A 19,317-nucleotide genomic window follows, 5' to 3' on the forward strand; every position below is an offset into this window, starting at 1 on the left:
GCAGGCGGAAAGCTCCCGGCTCAGGCCGCGGGCACGTGCACCGTCTCCACGCGGCTCGCCACCAACCGCTCCCGCTCCCGCCGCGCCGCCCGCCCCCGCAGCCGCAGGATCTGGCTCACCCCGAGCGCCTGCAGCACGAACACGGCGCTGAACGCCACGGTGTAGTCGTCCCCGGTCGCGTCCAGCAGCACACCGATCGCGAACAGGGTCGTCATGGAGGCGATGAAGCCGCCCATGTTGGTGATGCCGGACGCCGTGCCCTGCCGCTCGGGCGGGTTGGCCGGGCGGGCGAAGTCGAAGCCGATCATCGACGCCGGCCCGCACGCACCCAGCACCGCGCAGAGCACCAGCAGGAGCCACATCGGCGCGTGGTCGCCGGGGTAGGCCAGCGTGACCGCCCACAGCAGCGCGGTGGCGCTCACCGTGCCCAGCGCCAGCGGCAGCCGCGCCGCGTGGTGCCGGGCCACGATCTGGCCGTAGACCAGGCCGATCACCATGTTGGACAGGACGACGAGGGTGAGCAGCTCACCGGCCGTGGCCCGGCTGAGGCCCTGCGCCTCGACGAGGAACGGCAGGCCCCACAGCAGCAGGAACACCATCGCCGGGAACTGGGTGGTGAAGTGCACCCACAGGCCCAGCCGGGTGCCCGGCTCCCGCCAGGACGCGGCGATCTGCCGGCGGACGTAGGCCGCGCCCCGGTGCGCGGAGGGCTCCGGCTCCTGCCCCTCGGGGTGGTCCTTCAGGAACAGCAGGGTCAGGACCAGGACGACGGCGCCGGCCAGCGCGCTGCCCGCGAACGCAGCGGTCCAGCCGACGCCGTGCAGCAGCCGGGACAGGACCAGGGTGGAGACCAGGTTGCCCGCCATGCCGACCAGCCCCGCGAGCTGCGCGACCAGCGGCCCGCGCCGGGCCGGGAACCAGCGGGTGCCGAGCCGCAGCACACTGATGAAGGTCATCGCGTCGCCGCAGCCCAGCAGGGCGCGGGAGGCGAGCGCGGTGCCGTAGGAGGGGGAGAAGGCGAAGCCCAGCTGACCGGCGGTGAACAGGACCGCCCCGATGCTCAGCACCTTCTTCGTGCCGAGACGGTCGACCAGCAGGCCGACGGGTATCTGCATGCCCGCGTAGACGAGCAGCTGGAGTATGGAGAACGTGGAGAGGGCGGAGGCGCCCACGTGGAAGCGGTCGGCCGCGTCGAGGCCGGCCACGCCCAGGGACGTACGGAAGATGACCGCCACGAAGTAGACGGCCACGCCTATGGACCACACGCCGACGGCCCGGCGTCCGCCCGGGGGTGCCCCCTCCGGGGGCGGGTCACCCGGACGGGTGGCGTTGTGCGCGGAAGCGCTCACCGGACCTCACCCCGCGCGAGGTGCGAGAACCAACTCACGTGCCGGTGCACGACCTCGACGGCCGCCTCGGCGTCGCCGGCGCGCAGCGCGTTCAGGATCTCTTCGTGCTCGGCGAGCGTCTTGGCGATCCGGTCGGGGTGGGAGTGCATGACGGCGACGCCCATCCGCAGCTGGCGGTCGCGCAGCTGGTCGTAGAGCCGGGACAGGATCTCGTTGCCCCCGCTGCGCACGATCTCGGCGTGGAAGCAGCGGTCGGTGACCGCGGCGGCGGCCAGGTCGCCCGCGGCGGCCTGTGCCTTCTGCTGCTCCAGCAGCTCCGTCAGGCGTTCCAGCAGGCCCGGCGGCGCGGGTACGGCCTTGCGGGCCGCGTGCTCCTCCACCAGCAGCCGGGTCTCCACCACGTCGGCGATCTCCTGCGCGGAGACCGGCAGGACCAGGGCGCCCTTCTTCGGGTACAGCCGGATCAGGCCCTCGGCCTCCAGCCGCAGCAGCGCCTCCCGGACGGGGGTGCGCGAGACCCCGACGGCCTCGGCCAGCTCCCCCTCGGTGAGCAGGGTGCCGCCCTCGTAGCGGCGGTCGAGCACACCCTGCTTGACGTGGGCGTACACGCGGTCGGCGGCGGGTGGCGGTTTGAGGGACTGCGGGGCGGGCTGCTCGACGGCCGTGTTCATGCCGACAGCATAGATACAACACGTACGCAAGAGACAGGACCGTCCATCATGCGGACGTGACGAAGCCCGCGCGCAGCGACCGCACAACCTTCTGTGCTAGTTACGTGTCACACACATGCGGCCCCCTTCCGTTGCCACCTCACTCGGCCGCATTTCAGGGGCATTCACGACATCCGAGGTACATCACTTTGATTACCGGCATCAAGGGCACCCGCCTCCGCACAGCCGCCGCCGTCGCCGTCACCTCCGGCGCGCTGCTCGCCACCGGTGCCCTCACCGCGGCGCCCGCACAGGCCGTCACCACGCCCTCGATCGTGGCCAAGGGCGGCTACGTGATGAACAACGCGAACGCCAAGACGCTGTACACGAAGGCGGCCGACACCCGGCGCTCCACCGGCTCCACCACCAAGATCATGACCGCCAAGGTCGTGCTCGCGCAGCCGAACCTCAACCTCGACGCCAAGGTCACGATCCAGAAGGCGTACAGCGACTACATCGTCGACAACAACTACGCGTCGAACGCCGGGCTGATCGTCGGCGACAAGGTCACCGTGCGGCAGCTGCTGTACGGGCTGATGCTGCCGTCCGGCTGCGACGCGGCGTACGCGCTCGCCGACAAGTTCGGTTCGGGCTCGACGCGGGCGGCGCGCGTGAAGTCGTTCATCGGCAAGATGAACACCACGGCGAAGAACCTGGGTCTGAAGAACACGCACTTCGACTCGTTCGACGGCATCGGCCACGGCGCCAACTACTCGACGCCGCGCGACCTGACCAAGCTGGCCGGCAGCGCGTTGAAGAACTCCACGTTCCGCACGATCGTCAAGACCAAGTCGTACACGGCGAAGACGATCACCAAGACGGGCAGCACCCGCACGATGAAGACGTGGAAGAACACCAACGGGCTGCTCGGCAGCTACAGCGGCACCATCGGGGTGAAGACCGGCTCCGGCCCGGAGGCCAAGTACTGCCTGGTCTTCGCCGCGACCCGGAACGGCAAGACGGTCATCGGCACCGTCCTCGCCTCCTCCTCCATCGCCCAGCGTGAGACCGACGCGAAGAAGCTCCTCAACTACGGCTTCGCCAAGCTCGGCTGACGATCACTCCGCAGCACCGGGGCCCGCCGCACACAGCGGCGGGCCCTTTTCGTGTGCGGATCCCGGAAAGTTCGCCCTCACCAGTGAACATCTCCCATTCCACTGGCATATTCCATTTCATCCGCTCTACGTTCCGCGACGGAGGTGGTTCACATGAACGAACCCAGGAAGCAATCCGCATCCGCGGGACGGCACGAGGCGATCGACGTCAGCGACTTCGTCTACGCGGCGACCGGAGCCCGCGTCCGCCGGCTGACCATGCCGGACGGGAACCATTGGTTTCCGGCGGTGGACGTCTGCAAGGAACTCGGGCACAGCAACCCGCAGAAGGCGTTGTCCGATCACGTGCCCACAGAGCACCGAGAGTCTCTCGAGACCCTAACTGGAGGTTACGGTCTCAGCATTCCCGCAGGTAGGGGGTGGCGTCGAGACCTGAACGTCATCTCGCTCCAGGGCCTCATCCTCCTCGTCAACGCCTGCACCAAGCCCTCCTGCGCCCCCTTCAAGCAGTGGGTCGCCGAAGTCATCGAGACCGTGCAGCGAGAGGGTTCTTACACTCTCGAAGAGGCCGAGGTGCAGCCGGCCGGACCGGGCGCGCCCATCGCGTACGCCATGCCCGATCAGGTCGCGGAGGCCATCGTCCGGCTGGAGGCGCGCAACCTCCAGCTGGACGAGGAATTCGCGAACGGTCAGCGCGAATCGATCGATCTGCGGAAGGAGATGCTGGCCGTCCAGAAGCAGACGCTCACCGTCCAGGAGGAGACGCTGGCCGTCCAGCGGGAGACGCTGGCCGTCCAGCGGGAAGCGCTGGCCGTCCAGAAGGCCACCCTCGCCGTGCAGCAGGCCATGGTCCGGGCGATGGAGCGCATCGCGGACCGGCTCGACGCGCTCGTACTCGAACGGCGGACGCCCGGCGCATACCTCTCGGTGCCGCCCACCACCGAGACCGTGCTGGCCGACTGGCGGCAGCGGCTCTCCGTGACGGCGGACGTGTGGACCGTGGCCGTGGTGATCGCCCCGATCCTCGTCGAGAAGGGTGAACTGCGCGACCCGCTGGAGTCCATCGCGGCCCGCACCGGCCTCTCGGTGCACCGCGTCAACGCATGCCTCCGCCTGCTGCGCAAGCACGCCTGCATCCGCTCGCAGGGCGGAGCGGAGAACGGAGCACCGGTGTACGTGCTCAACCGGGGCTGAGCGGGTCAGGAGAAAAGGGGGCGGTCGCAAGCTGACTTTGCGGCCGTCCCCTTCTCGTCCCCGAGGTTACCCGTCCGGACGGGCCCTCATGCCCAGGTGATCAGCCTCTTCGGCTGTTCCAGGATCGCAGCGACGTCCGCGAGGACCTTGGAGCCCAGCTCGCCGTCGACCAGGCGGTGGTCGAAGCTGAGGGCCAGGGTGGTGACCTGACGCGGCTTCACCTTGCCCTTGTGGACCCACGGCTGGAGCTTGATCGCACCGACCGCGAGGATGGCCGACTCGCCCGGGTTGAGGATCGGGGTGCCGGTGTCGACGCCGAAGACGCCGACGTTGGTGATGGTCACCGTGCCGCCCTGCATCGCCGCGGGCGAGGTCTTGCCCTCGCGGGCCGTCGACACCAGGTCGCCCAGCGCCTCCGCGAGCTGCGGGAGCGTCTTGTCGTGGGCGTCCTTGATGTTGGGGACGATCAGACCGCGGGGGGTGGCCGCGGCGATGCCCAGGTTGACGTAGTGCTTGAGCACGATCTCCTGGTTGGCCTCGTCCCAGGACGCGTTGATCTCCGGGTTGCGCTTGATGGCGACCAGCAGGGCCTTGGCGATCAGCAGCAGCGGGTTGACCCGCAGCCCCTGCATGTCCTTGTCCTGCTTGAGTTCCTCGACCAGCTTCATCGTGCGGGTCACGTCCACCGTCACGAACTCGGTGACGTGCGGCGCGGTGAACGCCGAGGAGACCATCGCCTGCGCGGTGGCCTTGCGGACGCCCTTGATCGGGATGCGGGTCTCGCGCGCGGCGTCGTACGAGGACGCCACGGGAGCCGGGGCCGCGGGGGTCGCGGGGGCCGTCGTGACCGGGGCCTGCGGCTCGGCCGTCCGCGGTGTGGCCGCCGCGTGGACGTCCTCGCGGGTGATGATGCCGTCCGGGCCGGACGGGGTGATCGCGGCCAGGTCGACACCCAGGTCCTTGGCCAGCTTGCGCACCGGGGGCTTGGCCAGCGGGCGCGGCTTCTCGGCGACCGCGCCGGCATGGCCGTTCAGCTCGGCCTGGATCGCCTGCGCCGGCGCCGGGACGGTGACCTCGGGGCCCTTGCGCGGGCGGCGCTTGGTGGAGGACGTCGCCACGCCGTAGCCCACGAGGACCGGCTGGCGGCCCTCCGGCTTCGGCTCCTCCTGCGGCCGGGCGGGCTCCGCCGCGGGCTGCTCGGCGGGCGCCTCCGGGGCGGCGCCGCCGGCCACGGCCACCGCGATGATGGGCGTGCCCACGTCCACCGTGGTGCCCTCGGGGAAGTGCAGTTCGCGGACCACGCCGTCGTAGGGGATGGGCAGTTCGACGGCCGCCTTCGCCGTCTCCACCTCGCAGACCACCTGGCCGTCCGTGACCGTGTCGCCCGGCTGGACGTACCACTTGAGGATCTCGGCCTCGGTGAGCCCCTCGCCCACGTCGGGCATCTTGAACTCGCGTACGGACGCTTCCGTCATCGTCGTCACGACCCTCTCCTCAGTACGCCAGCGAGCGGTCGACGGCGTCGAGCACGCGGTCCAGGTCCGGCAGGTACGCCTCCTCCAGGCGCGCCGGCGGGTACGGGGCGTGGTAGCCGCCGACGCGCAGGACCGGTGCCTCCAGGTGGTAGAAGCAGCGCTCGGTGATCCGGGCGGCGATCTCCGCGCCGGAGCCGAAGAACACCGGCGCCTCGTGCACCACGACCAGGCGGCGGGTCTTCTCCACCGAGGCCTGGAGGGAGTCGAAGTCGAGGGGGCTGACCGAGCGCAGGTCCAGGACCTCCAGGGACTTGCCCTCCTCGGCCGCCGCGTCCGCGGCCTCCTGGCACAGCTTCACCATCGGGCCGTAGGCCGCCAGGGTGAGGTCGGTGCCCTCGCGGACCACGCGCGCCTTGTGCAGCGGGGCGGGGATCGCCTCGAAGTCGACCTCGGCCTTGTCCCAGTAGCGCCGCTTGGGCTCGAAGTAGATCACCGGGTCGTCGCTCTGGATGGCCTGCTGCATCATCCAGTACGCGTCCGAGGCGTTGGACGGGGAGACGATCTTCAGGCCGGCCACGTGCGCGAACAGCGCTTCGGGCGACTCCGAGTGGTGCTCGACCGCGCCGATGCCGCCGCCGTAGGGGATGCGGACGACGACCGGCAGCTTCACCTTGCCCAGCGAGCGGGCGTGCATCTTGGCGAGCTGGGTGACGATCTGGTCGTAGGCCGGGAAGACGAAGCCGTCGAACTGGATCTCCACCACCGGGCGGTAGCCGCGCAGCGCCAGGCCGATCGCGGTGCCGACGATGCCGGACTCGGCGAGCGGGGTGTCGATGACCCGGCTCTCGCCGAAGTCCTTCTGCAGGCCGTCCGTCACGCGGAAGACACCGCCGAGCTTGCCGACGTCCTCGCCCATGACCAGGACCTTGGGGTCGGCGTCCAGGGCGCGGCGCAGCGACTCGTTGATGGCCTTGGCCATCGCCATCTTCTCGGCCATCTCAGTGACCCCCTTCATCGGCGAACGACGCCTGGTAGGCGGCGAACTGGGCGCGCTCCTCGTCGACGAGCGCGTGCCCGTCCGCGTACACGTTCTCGAAGATGGCGAAGTGGTCCGGGTCGGGCATGGCGCGGACCGCTTCGCGCACTCGTTTGCCCAACGTCTCGGACTCGGCCTCGAGTTCCGCGAAGAATCCCTCGTCCGCGTGGTCTGAAGCCTCCAGGTACCGGCGAAGGCGCAGGATCGGGTCCTTCGCCTCCCAGGCCAGCCGCTCCTCGTCGCCGCGGTAGCGGGTGGGGTCGTCGGAGGTGGTGTGGGCGCCCATGCGGTAGGTGAACGCCTCGACGAGGGTGGGGCCCTCGCCGTTGCGGGCGCGCTCCAGCGCCCACTTGGTGACCGCCAGGCAGGCGAGCACGTCGTTGCCGTCGACCCGGACGCCGGGGAAGCCGTAGCCCTGCGCGCGCTGGTAGAGCGGGACGCGGGTCTGGCGCTCGGTCGGCTCGGAGATCGCCCACTGGTTGTTCTGGCAGAAGAACACCACCGGGGCGTTGTAGACCGCGGCGAAGGTGAACGATTCGGCCACGTCGCCCTGGCTCGACGCGCCGTCGCCGAAGTAGGCGATGACCGCGGAGTCCGCGCCGTCCTTGGCCACGCCCATCGCATAACCGGTGGCGTGCAGCGTCTGGGAGCCGATGACGATCGTGTAGAGGTGGAAGTTGTTGCCGTTGGGGTCCCAGCCGCCGTTGTTCACGCCGCGGAACATGCCGAGCAGGTTGGTGGGGTCGACCCCGCGGCACCAGGCGACGCCGTGCTCGCGGTAGGTCGGGAAGACGTAGTCGTCCTCGCGGGTGGCCCGGCCGGAGCCGATCTGCGCGGCCTCCTGGCCCAGCAGGGAGGCCCACAGGCCCAGCTCGCCCTGGCGCTGCAGGGCGGTGGCCTCGGCGTCGAAGCGGCGGGTGAGCACCATGTCGCGGTACAGGCCGCGGAGTTCGTCGGGGGTGATGCCGGCGACGTAGGCGTCGTACTCGGCGTTCTTGACCCGCTTGCCCTCCGGCGTCAGGAGCTGCACGAGTTCCGGGTCGGTGCTCTTCTTGGCGGTGCTGCGGGTGGTACGGGTGGTGCGCTTGGTGCCGGTGGCTCCGGTCGTGCCGGCCGTCGTGCCGGTCTTGCTGCCGGTGGTGCCGGCCTTGCCTGCGGCGCTGCGTCGCGGCTTGCGCGCGGCACTGCTCTCCACGGTCACGTGTGCTCCTCCGTCGTTCCGGCCCCCGGGGTTGCCGGTAGGCCAGTGCGGCTCACCTGTTTCGACCACCGGGCACGGGGTGGGTGCCACTCGGCCGGGAACAGGCGTGACAGGTGCCCCGGCGAGCGCCCTGCAACCATCACGTTACCCAGTGCCCCACATTTCTGTGAAACCCCGTTTGACCTGCGATTTTGCTTGGATTTCCAAGTAAATCGAGGTGGTGTGAAAGCGCGCTGGTCACAGCCTTGCGCCAGTCCGGAGCACCCGCACGTTATCCCGCGCACCCAGGTCACGGGAAGAGTTTCATGTGAGACTGGCCTCGCACACGAAGACGGAAATTCCGGGTATTTCTGTTCGATAACCCGTACGGCCGCCGAAGCCACTCTCGTGAAGGCGGAAAAGCCCGTCGCGTGACCGAAAGCGACCGTCGGCGACTGCCTGTGACAAGCCCCAGCTCACAGGGGCTGCGCGTGCCCTACCATCTGGCGCGTGCCGCGCTCATGTGTACCACCCCTCGATCCACACGCGCCCCCTCTGGGCGCCCTGCTCCGCCTGTACGCCGCGGGAACCGCCCTCACCTGTGAGCCGGTCGACCAGGGTCTCCTCAACCGCGGCTACCGGCTCTGCACCACCCGCGGCCGCTACTTCCTCAAGCACCACTTCGATCCGGACACCGCCGACCCGGCCGCCATCGAACGCCGGCACCGGGCCACCCAGCGCCTCGCCGACCTCGGCGTCCCGGTCCCCCTGCCGCTCGCGCACCGCGAGGGCCGCACGGTCGCCGTCATCGGCGGCCACGCCTACGCCCTGCATCCCTGGATCGACGGCAGGCACCGGCACGGCGGCCAGCTCACCCGCGGGGAGAGCGCGCGCCTGGGGGCGCTGCTGGGCGCCGTACACGCCTGTCTGGAGCGGGTGATGCCCCCCAAGGGGCGCACGCGCCCGGCGACCGGCCCGCATCCCGTGGAGAGCGCCGACCCGGCCGACACCTTCGCCCTCATCGACGACCTGCTCGCCCATGTGCGCCGGCACCGGCCCGCCGACGCCTTCGACGAACTCGCCCGGCACCGGCTGCTGGAGCGCCGCGCGCTGCTGGAGCAGCACGCGGACCGGCGCCCGCCGCGCGGCGGCTCGGTGGGCTGGGTGCACGGCGACTTCCACCCGTTCAACCTGCTCTACAAGGACGACGCCCCGGCGGCCATCGTGGACTGGGACCGGCTCGGTGTGCAGCCGCGCGCGGAGGAGGCCGTACGCGCCGCCGTGATCTTCTTCGTCCGGCCCGGCGGGACGCTGGACCTGTCGAAAGTGCGCGCCTACGCGCGCGCGTACCGGCGCGCGGCCGGAGCCACGCCCTCCGAACTGGCGGCGGCCGTGCACCGGGTGTGGTGGGAGCGGCTGAACGACTTCTGGATGCTGCGCTGGCACTACGAGCGCGGCGACACGCGCGCGGACTGCCAGTTCCCGGCCGCGTCGGCGCTCGCCGTGTGGTGGACGCGCGAGTACGACGCGGTGTGCGACGCGTTCGTGCAGTGAGCGGCCGGCGTCACCTCAGGGTGCCGCCGGCCCGGTTGCCGTGGGCGTCCTTCAACCGGTGGTGTCGCCGATGGCGCCCTCGGTCGTGGTCCCCGCGTCCGTACCGCCCTCGCTGGTCCCCGCGTCGGTGCCGCCGTCGCTCGTGCCGGCGTCGGTGCCGCCGTCGCCGGTCCCCGCGTCCGTACCGCCGTCCGTCGTGCCCGTGGGCTGCGACGGCGTGGTCTGCGGGGTCGAGGGCTGGGTGCTCGGCGTGGAGGGGGCCGACTGCGACTGGCTGTACGACGGCGTGGTCGCCGGCGGCCAGCCGGAGCCCGTGCCCGTGCCCGAGCTGCCGTCCTCGGTGGAGGGGTCCGAGGGCGCGCCGGTGTCGTCGTCCGTCGGGGTCGGCGTGGGCGACTCCTCCTTGGTGCTCTTGGAGTGCGTCGTCGTCGGCTTGGTGTCGGTGCCGTTGCCGCCCTCGCCGCCCGCGTTCTTCAGCGCCAGCGCGACGCCCGCCGCGATCGCGACGACCGCGAGCACGGCGAGGATCCACAGCTTGCCGCGTCCGCTGCCCTTGTTGCCGTGCCCCTCGAAACCGCCGTCGTCACCGCTGCCGTAGCCCGCGGGCAGGATCGGCTGCGGGATCTGCGCGGTGCCGCCCGCGTCCACGGGGTGGGGCATGACGGTCGTCCCGGCGAAGCCCGCCGCCGGGGTGTGCCGGCCGTCGTGCGTCTCGACCGGGCCGGTGTTCCAGGTACCGGTGTGGCCGCCCTGGTCGTACAGCATCTGCAGGCCGTACTGGACCAGGCCGCGCATCTCCTCGGCGGTCTGGAACCGGTCGTCCGGCTCCTTGGCGAGGGAGCGCATGACCAGGCCGTCCAGCTCCGGCGGGCAGCCCTCGGAGACCTCCGAGGGCGGGGTCGGGATGTCCTGGACGTGCTGGTAGACCACCGACAGCGGGGTCTCGCCGGTGAACGGGGGCCGCAGCGCGAGGAGTTCGTAGAGCAGGCAGCCGGTGGCGTAGAGGTCGGAGCGGTGGTCGACGGCCTTGCCGAGCGCCTGCTCCGGGGAGAGGTACTGCGGGGTGCCCATGACCATGCCGGTCTGCGTCATCGTCGTCGAGGCGCCGTGCAGGGCGCGGGCGATGCCGAAGTCCATCACCTTGACGGCGCCGCTGTGGGTGATGATGACATTCGCCGGCTTGATGTCACGGTGCACGATGCCATGCTGGTGCGAGTAGGCGAGCGCCTCCAGCACACCGGAGACGATGATCAGGGCCTGCTCGGGGCCCGGCGCCTCGGCGTTCATCAACAGGTCGCGGATGGTGCGGCCCTCGACCAGCTCCATGACGATGTACGGCACGGACTGGCCGCCCACCGTGTCCTCGCCGGAGTCGTACACGGCGACGATCGCGTGGTGGTTGAGGCCGGCGACCGACTGCGCCTCGCGGGTGAAACGGGCCTTGGAGACAGGGTCCTCGGCCAGGTCCGCGCGGAGCAGCTTGACCGCGACCGTACGGCCCAGGCGGACGTCCTCGGCCGCGAACACCTCGGCCATGCCGCCCCGGCCCAGCCGGTGCGTGAGCCGGTACCGGCCGTCGCCGACGAGCCCGCCGTTGCCCCACAGCTCCGGCGCGTCTGACATGCCGCCGCCAGTCGCCTCGGGGTCGGACGGGCCCTGAGAGCGCTGCGTCTGTGCCATCAGTCCTCGCCGTCGTTTCTGCCCGCGGTGCGCGCGGTGTTGTTACGGTCTCCGTCGGCCACGCTACAGCCTCCGCGGGCGCCACCGGTTCGGAACGGGAACCGGGACCGACCCGAGACGGACCGGTCATGAAACCTCTAGCACGCGCTGTCGTGCAAATTCTGTGTGCCGGTCGTACGCCGCCTGTAACGCTTGCGCGACGCTTCTTGCGCGTACGGTCACGGAACGGGCACCGAGCTTGACGTGTCAGTGCCCTGGGGCAGACTTGGCCGGGAATGACACATTCGATCAAGGCCTGTTCGCTGGATGACGGCGCCGGACGGCCAGTGGGGGACGCGGAGAGATGAGCCAGGACGGCGCACACGGCCGGTACGCGGGGCAGGCGCTGGCCGGAGGCCGGTACCAGCTGCGCGACTTGCTGGGCGAGGGCGGCATGGCCTCGGTGCACCTGGCGTACGACGCCGTGCTGGACCGCCAGGTCGCGATCAAGACCCTCCACACCGAACTCGGCCGCGAGCAGGCCTTCCGGGAGCGCTTCCGCCGTGAGGCGCAGGCCGTGGCCAAGCTCACGCACACCAACATCGTCTCCGTCTTCGACACGGGCGAGGACGACCTGAACGGCACGGCGATGCCGTACATCGTCATGGAGTACGTCGAGGGCCGGCCGCTGGGCTCGGTCCTGGAGGAGGACATCCGGCAGTACGGCGCGATGCCCGCCGACAAGGCGCTGAAGGTCACCGCCGACGTGCTCGCCGCCCTGGAGATCAGCCACGAGATGGGGCTGGTCCACCGCGACATCAAGCCGGGCAACGTGATGGTGACCAAGCGCGGCGTGGTCAAGGTGATGGACTTCGGCATCGCGCGCGCCATGCAGTCCGGGGTCACCTCGATGACGCAGACCGGCATGGTCGTCGGCACCCCGCAGTACCTCTCGCCCGAACAGGCCCTGGGCCGCGGCGTGGACGCCCGGTCCGACCTGTACTCGGTCGGCATCATGCTGTTCCAGCTGGTCACCGGTCGGCTGCCGTTCGACGCGGACTCGCCGCTGGCGATCGCGTACGCGCATGTGCAGGAGGAGCCGGTGGCGCCCTCCTCGGTCAACCGCGCGCTGCCGCCCGCGGTGGACGCACTGGTCGCCCGCGCGCTGAAGAAGAACCCGAACGAGCGCTTCCCGACCGCTGAGGCCATGCGCGACGAGTGCCTGCGGGTCGCGGCCTCCTTCCAGGCGGCCCCGCCGAGCATCGTGCCGGGCTCCGGGCCGACGCAGAGCGGCGCGGGCGTCGGCTCCGCGGTGTTCCCGCCGGTCGACCAGGCGACCCCGGCGCCGCAGGGGCAGGTCCAGACGCCGTACCAGCCGACCCCGGCCCCGGCTCCGAACCCGTACGGCCACCCGACGCCCGCCCCCTCCTACGGCTACCCGCAGCAGGGCGGCTACCAGACGCCTCCGGTGGGCTACGGCCCGCAGACCGGCGCCCCGACGCCGCCGCCGTACACCGTCGCGCCGCAGACCGCCGGGCACCCGGCCGCCGGGCCGGCCGGCCGGAAGAAGCGGCCGGTGGTCGTCGGGTCGGTCGCGGTGGCGGCCATCGTGGTCGTCGGCGTGATCGTGGCGCTGACGGTGAAGAACGCCGGCGAGGACATCAAGGGCGGGGGCGGCGGTTCGAGCGCCTCGGCGTCCGCCTCGCACCGCGCGGGCTACCGCGGCCCGGACATCTCCCGGACGATCGAGACGTCCAAGTGCACCGATCCGCAGGAGTCCTGGAAGGACCCGGACAAGATCGAGCTGCCCGACTTCCGCTACAAGGACATCGGCTCCGTGAAGGAGTGCCTGCAGGCCGCGGGCTGGAAGTGGGACATCAAGGACGAGGACAACAACACCTGGGGCGACGGGACCGTCCTGAACCAGTTCCCCAGCCAGGGCACCGATGTCGACCCGGACGACCTGGACAGCATCGAGCTGACCGTGTCGACGGGCAACCCGCCGCAGTGAGCCCGAGCCGCCCGCACCGGCGGCTGGGGATATAGGCCGGGCCCGGCGGTCGTCCGCCGGGCCCTGCGTGTGTCGTGGCCGAGCCGGGTCGGCCGGGGGGCTCAGAGGTACGGCCCGCCCGAGCGACCGCCCGCGTGGTGGTCGTCGCCGCTCTCGTGCCCGGCCAGGCCGGGCGGGAGCGCGCGGCGCATCTGCTCCAACTGGGCCCGCGCGGCCATCTGCTGGGCGAACAGCGTCGTCTGGATCCCGTGGAAGAGGCCCTCCAGCCAGCCCACCAACTGCGCCTGGGCGATCCGCAGTTCGGCGTCGCTCGGCGTGGCGTCGTCGGTGAACGGCAGCGAGAGCCGCTCCAGTTCCTCGACCAGCTCCGGGGCCAGGCCGTCCTCCAGCTCCTTCACCGAGCTGGCGTGGATCTCCTTCAGCCGCACCCGGCTGGCCTCGTCGAGGGGAGCCGCGCGCACCTCCTCCAGCAGCTGCTTGATCATGCTGCCGATCCGCATGACCTTGGCCGGCTGTTCCACCTGCTCCGTCACCGGGGTCTCACGGGAGTCGTCGTCCCCGCCGCCGCCGCCGAGCGCCATCCCGTCCTGACCCACGACGAGGATCTGGGGATTCTCCGGCGACCGTTCGTTCCTCGGCATCTCCATGCCGCCATTCTCTCGCACGCCACCACCTCATCACCGTGGTGCCCCCTCGTGGCGCTGATCCACCGTTTAGACCCGACGGCGCAATCCGGAGTGCCCTCTTTGCCATGCGATGTGAGGCTTGTTCCCGTCGGTTTTCCATCGGTCACGACACCTGGGCCCCCGGGAGGTCACCGACGTGACTCCACGCCTACGACTCACGCTCCGCTGCGTCCGGCTGCTGGTCGTCCTCACCGCGGCGGCGCTGCCGGCGTACGGCACCGCCGTCGCGTACGGCGGCACCCTCGCGCACGGCGGCGCGCCCGTCCACGCCGGCGAGCCGGACTCCGCCCGCCCGTCCGCCACGGGGCACCAAGGCCCGCAGCGGCCCGCGGAGAACGCGGCCCGCGCGGAGGCGGTCCCTGAGGGCACCGCCCGCGACGAAGCCGCTCCCGAGGGCACCGTCCCGGGCCGCGGGCAGCCGGAGCGGGGACGGCCGGAAGAGAGCCCCGCGGGCCGGGACGGCCCGGACCTGCCGCGGGCCACGCCGGCCGCCTCCGCGGACCGGGACGCGTCCGCCGCCGTGCCGATGCCGTCCGACTCCGCCTCGGCCTCGGTCCGCCCCTTCCGCCACCTCGCCTCGGTCGAGCCGTCCCGGGCGGGCAGCCGGGCCGGCGAGGGGCGGATGCGGCCGGGCCGCCCGGACGGGCCCGCGGGCGAGCTGGAGGGCGACGGCGACCCGCCTCCCGCCACCCCCGTCGCGCAGCCCGAGGAGCCGGAGGAACCCGAGGAGCCGGAGACCGCGGAGATACCGAGCGCCTCCCCGGCACCCGAGGAGGCCGTCCCCGACCCGACCGGGCTCACGGTGGCGCCCGACGCCCAGCAGGCGGCTCAGCGGGGCGACGCCCGCGCCGAACCGGTCCTGCGGGTCCTTCCGCTGGGCAGCGGCCTGGTCCTCATCGGCCTGGGCCTGGGCCTGGCCCTGCTGGGGCTCAGACTCCGCCGGAGCTGACCGCCCCGCACCGCCTCCGTCTACGGCACGACCAGCAGCACCTTGCCGATGTGACCGCTCGCCTCCACCAGCCGGTGTGCCTCGGCCGCCTGCGGCATCGGCAGCTCGCGGTCCACGACCGGGCGGACGTGCCCCGCGGCGAGCAGGGGCCACACGTGCTCGCGTACGGCGGCGACGATGGCCGCCTTCTCCTCCAGCGGACGGGCGCGCAGCGAGGTCGCGCTGATCGCGGCCCGCTTGCTGAGCAGCGCGCCGATGTTCAGCTCGCCCTTCACCCCGCCCTGCATGCCGATGATCGCCAGGCGCCCGTTGGCGGCGAGGGCCTGGACGTTGCGGTCGAGGTACTTGGCGCCCATGTTGTCGAGGATGACGTCGGCACCCGCGCCGCCGGTGGCCTGCCGGATCTCGGCGACGAAGTCCTGCTCGCGGTAGTTGATCAGCACGTCCGCGCCCAGCTCGGCGCAGCGCTCCAGCTTCTCCTTCGTGCCGGCGGTCACCGCCACCTTGGCGCCGACGGCCTTGGCCAGCTGGATCGCCATGGTCCCGATGCCGCTGGAGCCGCCGTGCACCAGCAGCGTCTCGCCGGGGCGCAGGTGGGCGACCATGAACACGTTGGACCAGACGGTGCAGACCACCTCGGGCAGCGCCGCCGCCCGGGTGAGGTCGACGCCCTCGGGCACGGGCAGCAGCTGCCCGGCCGGTACGACGACCTTCTCGGCGTAGCCGCCGCCCGCGAGCAGCGCGCAGACGGGGTCACCGACGGCCCAGCCCGAGACGCCGGAGCCGAGCGCGGCGATCCGGCCGGAGCACTCCAGGCCGGGGTAGGGGGAGGCGCCGGGCGGCGGGTCGTAGAAGCCCTGGCGCTGCAGCACGTCGGCGCGGTTGACGGCGCTGGCCACCACCTCGACCAGCACCTCGCCCTCGCCGGGCACCGGGTCGGGGACCTCGTCCCACACCAGCGCCTCGGGACCACCAGGTTCGGGAATCGTGATCGCATGCATGCCGGTGACGCTACCCCCCGGGGACCCGGTCACCCGCGTGGCAGGGGGCGGGTGTCCGGGGTGACCTGGGTGCCGGGGGAGGCACGGACGATGGTGATGAGCCGGTCCGTCAGCTGGAGGGTGCCGACGGACGGATCGTCGTACCCGAGCACCCGGTGGCCGCGGATGACGCTCACCACCAGGTCGTCCGTCTCCCGCGGGCTCTTGCCCACCTCGCCGCGGACCACCGGCCGTTCCACCAGGTCCAGTCCGCTGCCCTGCTGGATGAGGTCCTCCATCACCATGCCGGCGGCGGGGCTGAGGACGGACAGGCCCAGCAGACGGCCGGCCGCGCCGGAGCTGGTGATGACCGCGTCGGCGCCGGACTGCCTGAGCAGCGGGGCGTTCTCCTCCTCGCGCACCGCGGCCACGATCTTGGCGCTGCGGTTGAGCTGCCGGGCGGTCAGCGTGACCAGGACGGAGGTGTCGTCGCGCTGCGGGGCGACGATGATCTGCCGGGCCTTGTGCACCTCGGCACGTTTCAGTACGTCGCTGCGGGTGGCGTCGCCTATGACGCCGGCGTAGCCCTCGGCGTTCGCCGCGTCGATCACCTTGGAGCTGGGGTCGACCACGACCACCTGCTCCTTCTTCAGCCCGGTCGCGCAGACGGTCCGGATGGCCGACCGCCCCTTCGTGCCGAAGCCGATGACGACGGTGTGATCGCGCAACGTGGACCTCCAGCGGTTCAGGCGCCATTCCTCACGGGTGCGTTCGGTGAGGACCTCCAGCGTGGTGCCGACCAGGATGATCAGGAACAGCACGCGCAAGGGGGTGATGACGAAGATGTTGACGAGCCGGGCGGCGTCGCTGACCGGGGTGATGTCACCGTATCCGGTGGTGGAGAGGGTGACGGTCGCGTAGTAGAACGCGTCGAGCAGGTCGACGGAACCGTCGGAGTTGTCGTGGTAGCCCTCGCGATCGGAGTAGACGACCACGGCGGTGGTGAGCAGCACCAGCAGGGCCATGATCAGCCGCTTGCCGACCTGGCGGATCGGGCGCTCCACCACTTTCCTCGGGAGGACCACCTGATGGGTCACCAGGTTTTCGCCCGCTTGGCGGGCGATGGCGTCTTGGCCCGGAAGTTTCACGTGAAACACACCCCGATTCCGGCGGTCGCCCACGGCAGGTCCAGCAGTTCCGTCTCCTCGCCCTGCCGGGCCCCGCCCGGCGGTACGACGGCCAGCGCGTCGGCGGCGGCGATGCCCCGGAGCATGGCCGGGCCGTTGTAGTGCAGCGGCACGGCGTGGTCACCGCGCAGGACCACGGGGACGAGCCGGGTGTCGTGCGGGTGCCCCTGCACCGGCTCCCGCAGCGGCAGGGTGTACGGCTCGGGGGCGGGGTGGGCGGCGAGGGTGCGCAGCAGCGGCTCGGCGAGGGTGAGCAGCCCGGAGACGGCCGCGAGGGGGTTGCCGGGCAGACCGACCAGGTGCTGGTGGTCCTTGGTGCGGGCCAGCAGCATGGGGTGGCCGGGGCGCACCTTGACGCCGTCGACGAGGAGTTCGGCGCCGACCCGGTCCAGGACGGGGTGGACGTGGTCGACGGGTCCCGACGCGGTGCCGCCCGTGGTGACGATCAGGTCCGCGTCGGAACGGGTGACCGCCTTGTGGAGCGCCCGGGCGTCGTCGCCGATCCGGCGTACGGCGATGACGTCGGCGCCGAGCGCGCGCAGCCACGGCGGCAGCATGGGGCCGAGGGCGTCCCTGATCAGCCCGTCGTGCGGCAGCCCCTCGGTCAGCAGCTCGTCGCCCAGGACGAGCACTTCGGCGCGGGGGCGGGGGACGACGGTGACCGTGTCGTAGCCGGCCGCAGCGGCGAGTCCGAGGACGGCGGGGGTGACCAGGGTGCCGACGGGCAGCAGCTGGTCGCCATTGCGGCACTCCTGGCCGCGGGGGCGGATGTCCTGGCCGTGGAGCATCTCGCGGGTGGTGTGCAGGCGGCCCTGGGCGTCGATCCGGCCGTGCTCGGTGCGCAGGACAGCGGTGGTGTCGGCGGGAATGCGGGCGCCGGTGGCGATGCGGACCGCCTCGCCGTCGGTGAGCCGCTCGGGCTGCGCGTGCCCGGCCAGCACGCCCTCCTCCCGCACCTGCCAGGGGCCGGGGCCGGCGACCGCCCAGCCGTCCATCGCGGAGGTGTCGAAGGAGGGCAGGTCGGTGAGCGCGTCGAGCGGGGCGGCCAGGGCCAGGCCGAGGGCGTCGGCGAGCGGTACGGAGACGGGGGCGCGGCGGGTGCGGGAGCGCGCGGCGCGGGCCGCGGTCTCCCGGGCCCGGGTCCAGGGGGTGGCCCGGTGCCGCTCGGCGGGCCGCTCGCCGGGCGCCTGCGGGTCCGCGGCGGGTGTCCGGGCCGGGCTGTCGTCCGTGCCGTCGTTCCGCGGCTCCCCGTGGGGTTCCCTCACCAGGGCCAGGGCCTCCTCGACGTCAAGGTCGTCGGTGTCTTCGGCGGGCGCCTCGGCCCGGGTGCCGGGGGCGGTCATCCGGCGTCCGGGGCGCTCGGGCCCCCGCTGCTCCCGGTCGCGTCGGCGCCGCTCTCCTCCGCCCAGCGCAGCGCCAGCGCGGTGGCCTTGCGGGCGGCCTCGGCGACGGCCTCGGGGCCTGAGCCGCCCTGGGCGGCCGCGTAGCCGACGAGGAAGGTGGTCAGCGGCGCGGCGGGGCGGGCCACACCGTGTGCGGCGTCGCGGGCCAGGTCGAGCAGGACGCCGGTGTCGACGTCCAGGTCGATGCCCAGCTCGTCCTTGACTGCGGAGATCCATTCATCCAACACGTGCCCATGCTCCCTGATCCGTGCCCTGGCGTCGGCGATGTCGTCCCAGGTGTCGCAGTCGAAGGACGCGAGCGGGTCCGGGACGCGGGTGAGGCGGAGGGCGCCGGTCAGCCGGCGCAGCGGCAGCCCTGTGAGGCCGTCGTGCGCGGCGGCGAGGGCGGTCAGCTCGCGGCGCAGGGCGGCGGTGCGGTAGGCGGCCACGAGCGGCTGGTCGCGGCCGTCGGCGTCGGTGAGCAGCGCGCCGTCGGCGCCGGTGCCCCGAAGAGCGGTCAGCAGGCGCCGCAGGGTGGCCGGTTCGAGGAAGGGCAGGTCGGCGGAGAGGACGACGGTGTGCGCGGCGGTGGTGCGCCGCAGGCCGGCCTCCAGCGCGGCGACCGGTCCGCCGCCGGGCGGGTCCTCGCGCGCCCAGCGCACCGGGCGTGCGGTGGGCCGGGGGGCGGCCACGACGACGGTCGTGGCCGCACCGGCGCAGGCCGCGAGGACCCGGTCGAGCAGCGCGCGTCCGCCGACCCGCAGGCCGGGCTTGTCGGCCCCGCCCAGCCGCCGGGCGGCACCGCCGGCCAGTACGACGGCGTCGTACGGCGCGGGGGCCCCGGGAGCGGCGGGCGCGGTGTCGGTCACCCTCCGAGTATGTCCTGCGGGCCCCTTCTTCTGGACCCGGC

General features: G+C 72.3%; 16 protein-coding genes. 5 read left to right on the top strand and 11 right to left on the bottom strand.

Annotation, left to right across the window (positions count from 1 at the left end; all coding sequences use genetic code 11):
* Positions 1-20: 20 nt before the first annotated feature.
* Positions 21-1,349: an MFS transporter gene (locus CCN44_RS05510; RefSeq protein WP_086696994.1), complete on the bottom strand. Its 1,329-nt coding sequence runs from the start codon at positions 1,347-1,349 to the stop codon at positions 21-23.
* Positions 1,346-2,020: a GntR family transcriptional regulator gene (locus CCN44_RS05515; RefSeq protein ID WP_059250099.1), complete on the bottom strand. Its 675-nt coding sequence runs from the start codon at positions 2,018-2,020 to the stop codon at positions 1,346-1,348. The genes CCN44_RS05510 and CCN44_RS05515 overlap by 4 nt, the downstream gene beginning before the upstream one ends.
* Positions 2,021-2,208: 188 nt before the next feature.
* Between CCN44_RS05515 and CCN44_RS05520 the strand changes: the two genes are divergently transcribed.
* Both CCN44_RS05520 and CCN44_RS05525 read left to right on the top strand, forming a co-directional pair.
* Entirely contained in the window at positions 2,209-3,114 is a 906-nt protein-coding gene (locus CCN44_RS05520; RefSeq protein ID WP_059250098.1) for a D-alanyl-D-alanine carboxypeptidase family protein, read from the top strand.
* A 153-nt stretch (positions 3,115-3,267) separates the two neighbouring features.
* Positions 3,268-4,308 carry a BRO-N domain-containing protein gene (locus tag CCN44_RS05525; RefSeq protein ID WP_086696995.1) on the top strand — a complete coding sequence of 347 codons (1,041 nt, stop codon included), beginning with the start codon at positions 3,268-3,270 and terminating at the stop codon, positions 4,306-4,308.
* 86 nt (positions 4,309-4,394) lie between these two features.
* Here the strand turns inward: CCN44_RS05525 and CCN44_RS05530 are convergent, their stop codons facing one another.
* The 3 genes from CCN44_RS05530 to pdhA are packed head-to-tail and all read right to left on the bottom strand — an operon-like array spanning position 4,395 to position 8,020.
* Entirely contained in the window at positions 4,395-5,792 is a 1,398-nt protein-coding gene (locus CCN44_RS05530) for a dihydrolipoamide acetyltransferase family protein (RefSeq protein WP_086696996.1), read from the bottom strand.
* A 10-nt stretch (positions 5,793-5,802) separates the two neighbouring features.
* Positions 5,803-6,780 carry an alpha-ketoacid dehydrogenase subunit beta gene (locus tag CCN44_RS05535; RefSeq protein WP_059250095.1) on the bottom strand — a complete coding sequence of 326 codons (978 nt, stop codon included), beginning with the start codon at positions 6,778-6,780 and terminating at the stop codon, positions 5,803-5,805.
* 1 nt (position 6,781) lies between these two features.
* Positions 6,782-8,020, bottom strand: coding sequence for a pyruvate dehydrogenase (acetyl-transferring) E1 component subunit alpha (gene pdhA / locus CCN44_RS05540; RefSeq protein WP_086696997.1), 1,239 nt, complete (start codon positions 8,018-8,020; stop codon positions 6,782-6,784).
* A gap of 489 nt (positions 8,021-8,509) precedes the next feature.
* Between pdhA and CCN44_RS05545 the strand changes: the two genes are divergently transcribed.
* Positions 8,510-9,553, top strand: coding sequence for a phosphotransferase (locus tag CCN44_RS05545; protein ID WP_189397130.1), 1,044 nt, complete (start codon positions 8,510-8,512; stop codon positions 9,551-9,553).
* 51 nt (positions 9,554-9,604) lie between these two features.
* Here the strand turns inward: CCN44_RS05545 and CCN44_RS05550 are convergent, their stop codons facing one another.
* Positions 9,605-11,233 (bottom strand): protein kinase domain-containing protein, encoded by a 1,629-nt coding sequence (locus CCN44_RS05550; protein WP_189397129.1) that lies wholly within the window; start codon positions 11,231-11,233, stop codon positions 9,605-9,607.
* A gap of 343 nt (positions 11,234-11,576) precedes the next feature.
* On the opposite strand from CCN44_RS05550, the gene CCN44_RS05555 reads away from it, so the two are divergent.
* Complete coding sequence (locus CCN44_RS05555; RefSeq protein ID WP_059250093.1) at positions 11,577-13,223, top strand: protein kinase domain-containing protein; 1,647 nt, start codon at positions 11,577-11,579, stop codon at positions 13,221-13,223.
* Between the two features lie 101 nt (positions 13,224-13,324).
* Here CCN44_RS05555 and CCN44_RS05560 read toward each other — a convergent pair whose 3' ends face one another.
* Entirely contained in the window at positions 13,325-13,870 is a 546-nt protein-coding gene (locus CCN44_RS05560) for a bacterial proteasome activator family protein (RefSeq protein WP_086696998.1), read from the bottom strand.
* A 175-nt stretch (positions 13,871-14,045) separates the two neighbouring features.
* On the opposite strand from CCN44_RS05560, the gene CCN44_RS05565 reads away from it, so the two are divergent.
* Positions 14,046-14,858, top strand: coding sequence for a hypothetical protein (locus CCN44_RS05565; RefSeq protein ID WP_086696999.1), 813 nt, complete (start codon positions 14,046-14,048; stop codon positions 14,856-14,858).
* A gap of 20 nt (positions 14,859-14,878) precedes the next feature.
* Here CCN44_RS05565 and CCN44_RS05570 read toward each other — a convergent pair whose 3' ends face one another.
* From CCN44_RS05570 to CCN44_RS05585, 4 genes are read right to left on the bottom strand one after another with little or no spacing between them, the layout of a single operon-like run.
* The gene (locus CCN44_RS05570; protein WP_059250090.1) at positions 14,879-15,859 is read right to left on the bottom strand and encodes an NAD(P)H-quinone oxidoreductase; all 981 of its coding nucleotides are present in this window, start codon (positions 15,857-15,859) and stop codon (positions 14,879-14,881) included.
* A 29-nt stretch (positions 15,860-15,888) separates the two neighbouring features.
* Entirely contained in the window at positions 15,889-16,986 is a 1,098-nt protein-coding gene (locus tag CCN44_RS05575) for a potassium channel family protein (RefSeq protein ID WP_167403943.1), read from the bottom strand.
* On the bottom strand, positions 16,983-18,368 hold the full coding sequence (locus CCN44_RS05580) for a molybdopterin molybdotransferase MoeA (protein WP_086697001.1): 1,386 nt from the start codon (positions 18,366-18,368) through the stop codon (positions 16,983-16,985). Before CCN44_RS05580 ends, CCN44_RS05575 begins: the two co-directional genes overlap by 4 nt.
* Positions 18,365-19,276: an NTP transferase domain-containing protein gene (locus tag CCN44_RS05585; RefSeq protein WP_059250087.1), complete on the bottom strand. Its 912-nt coding sequence runs from the start codon at positions 19,274-19,276 to the stop codon at positions 18,365-18,367. Before CCN44_RS05585 ends, CCN44_RS05580 begins: the two co-directional genes overlap by 4 nt.
* Positions 19,277-19,317 lie beyond the last annotated feature (41 nt).

The sequence above is a fragment of the Streptomyces tricolor genome, assembly GCF_002155905.1.
Taxonomy (GTDB): domain Bacteria; phylum Actinomycetota; class Actinomycetes; order Streptomycetales; family Streptomycetaceae; genus Streptomyces; species Streptomyces tricolor.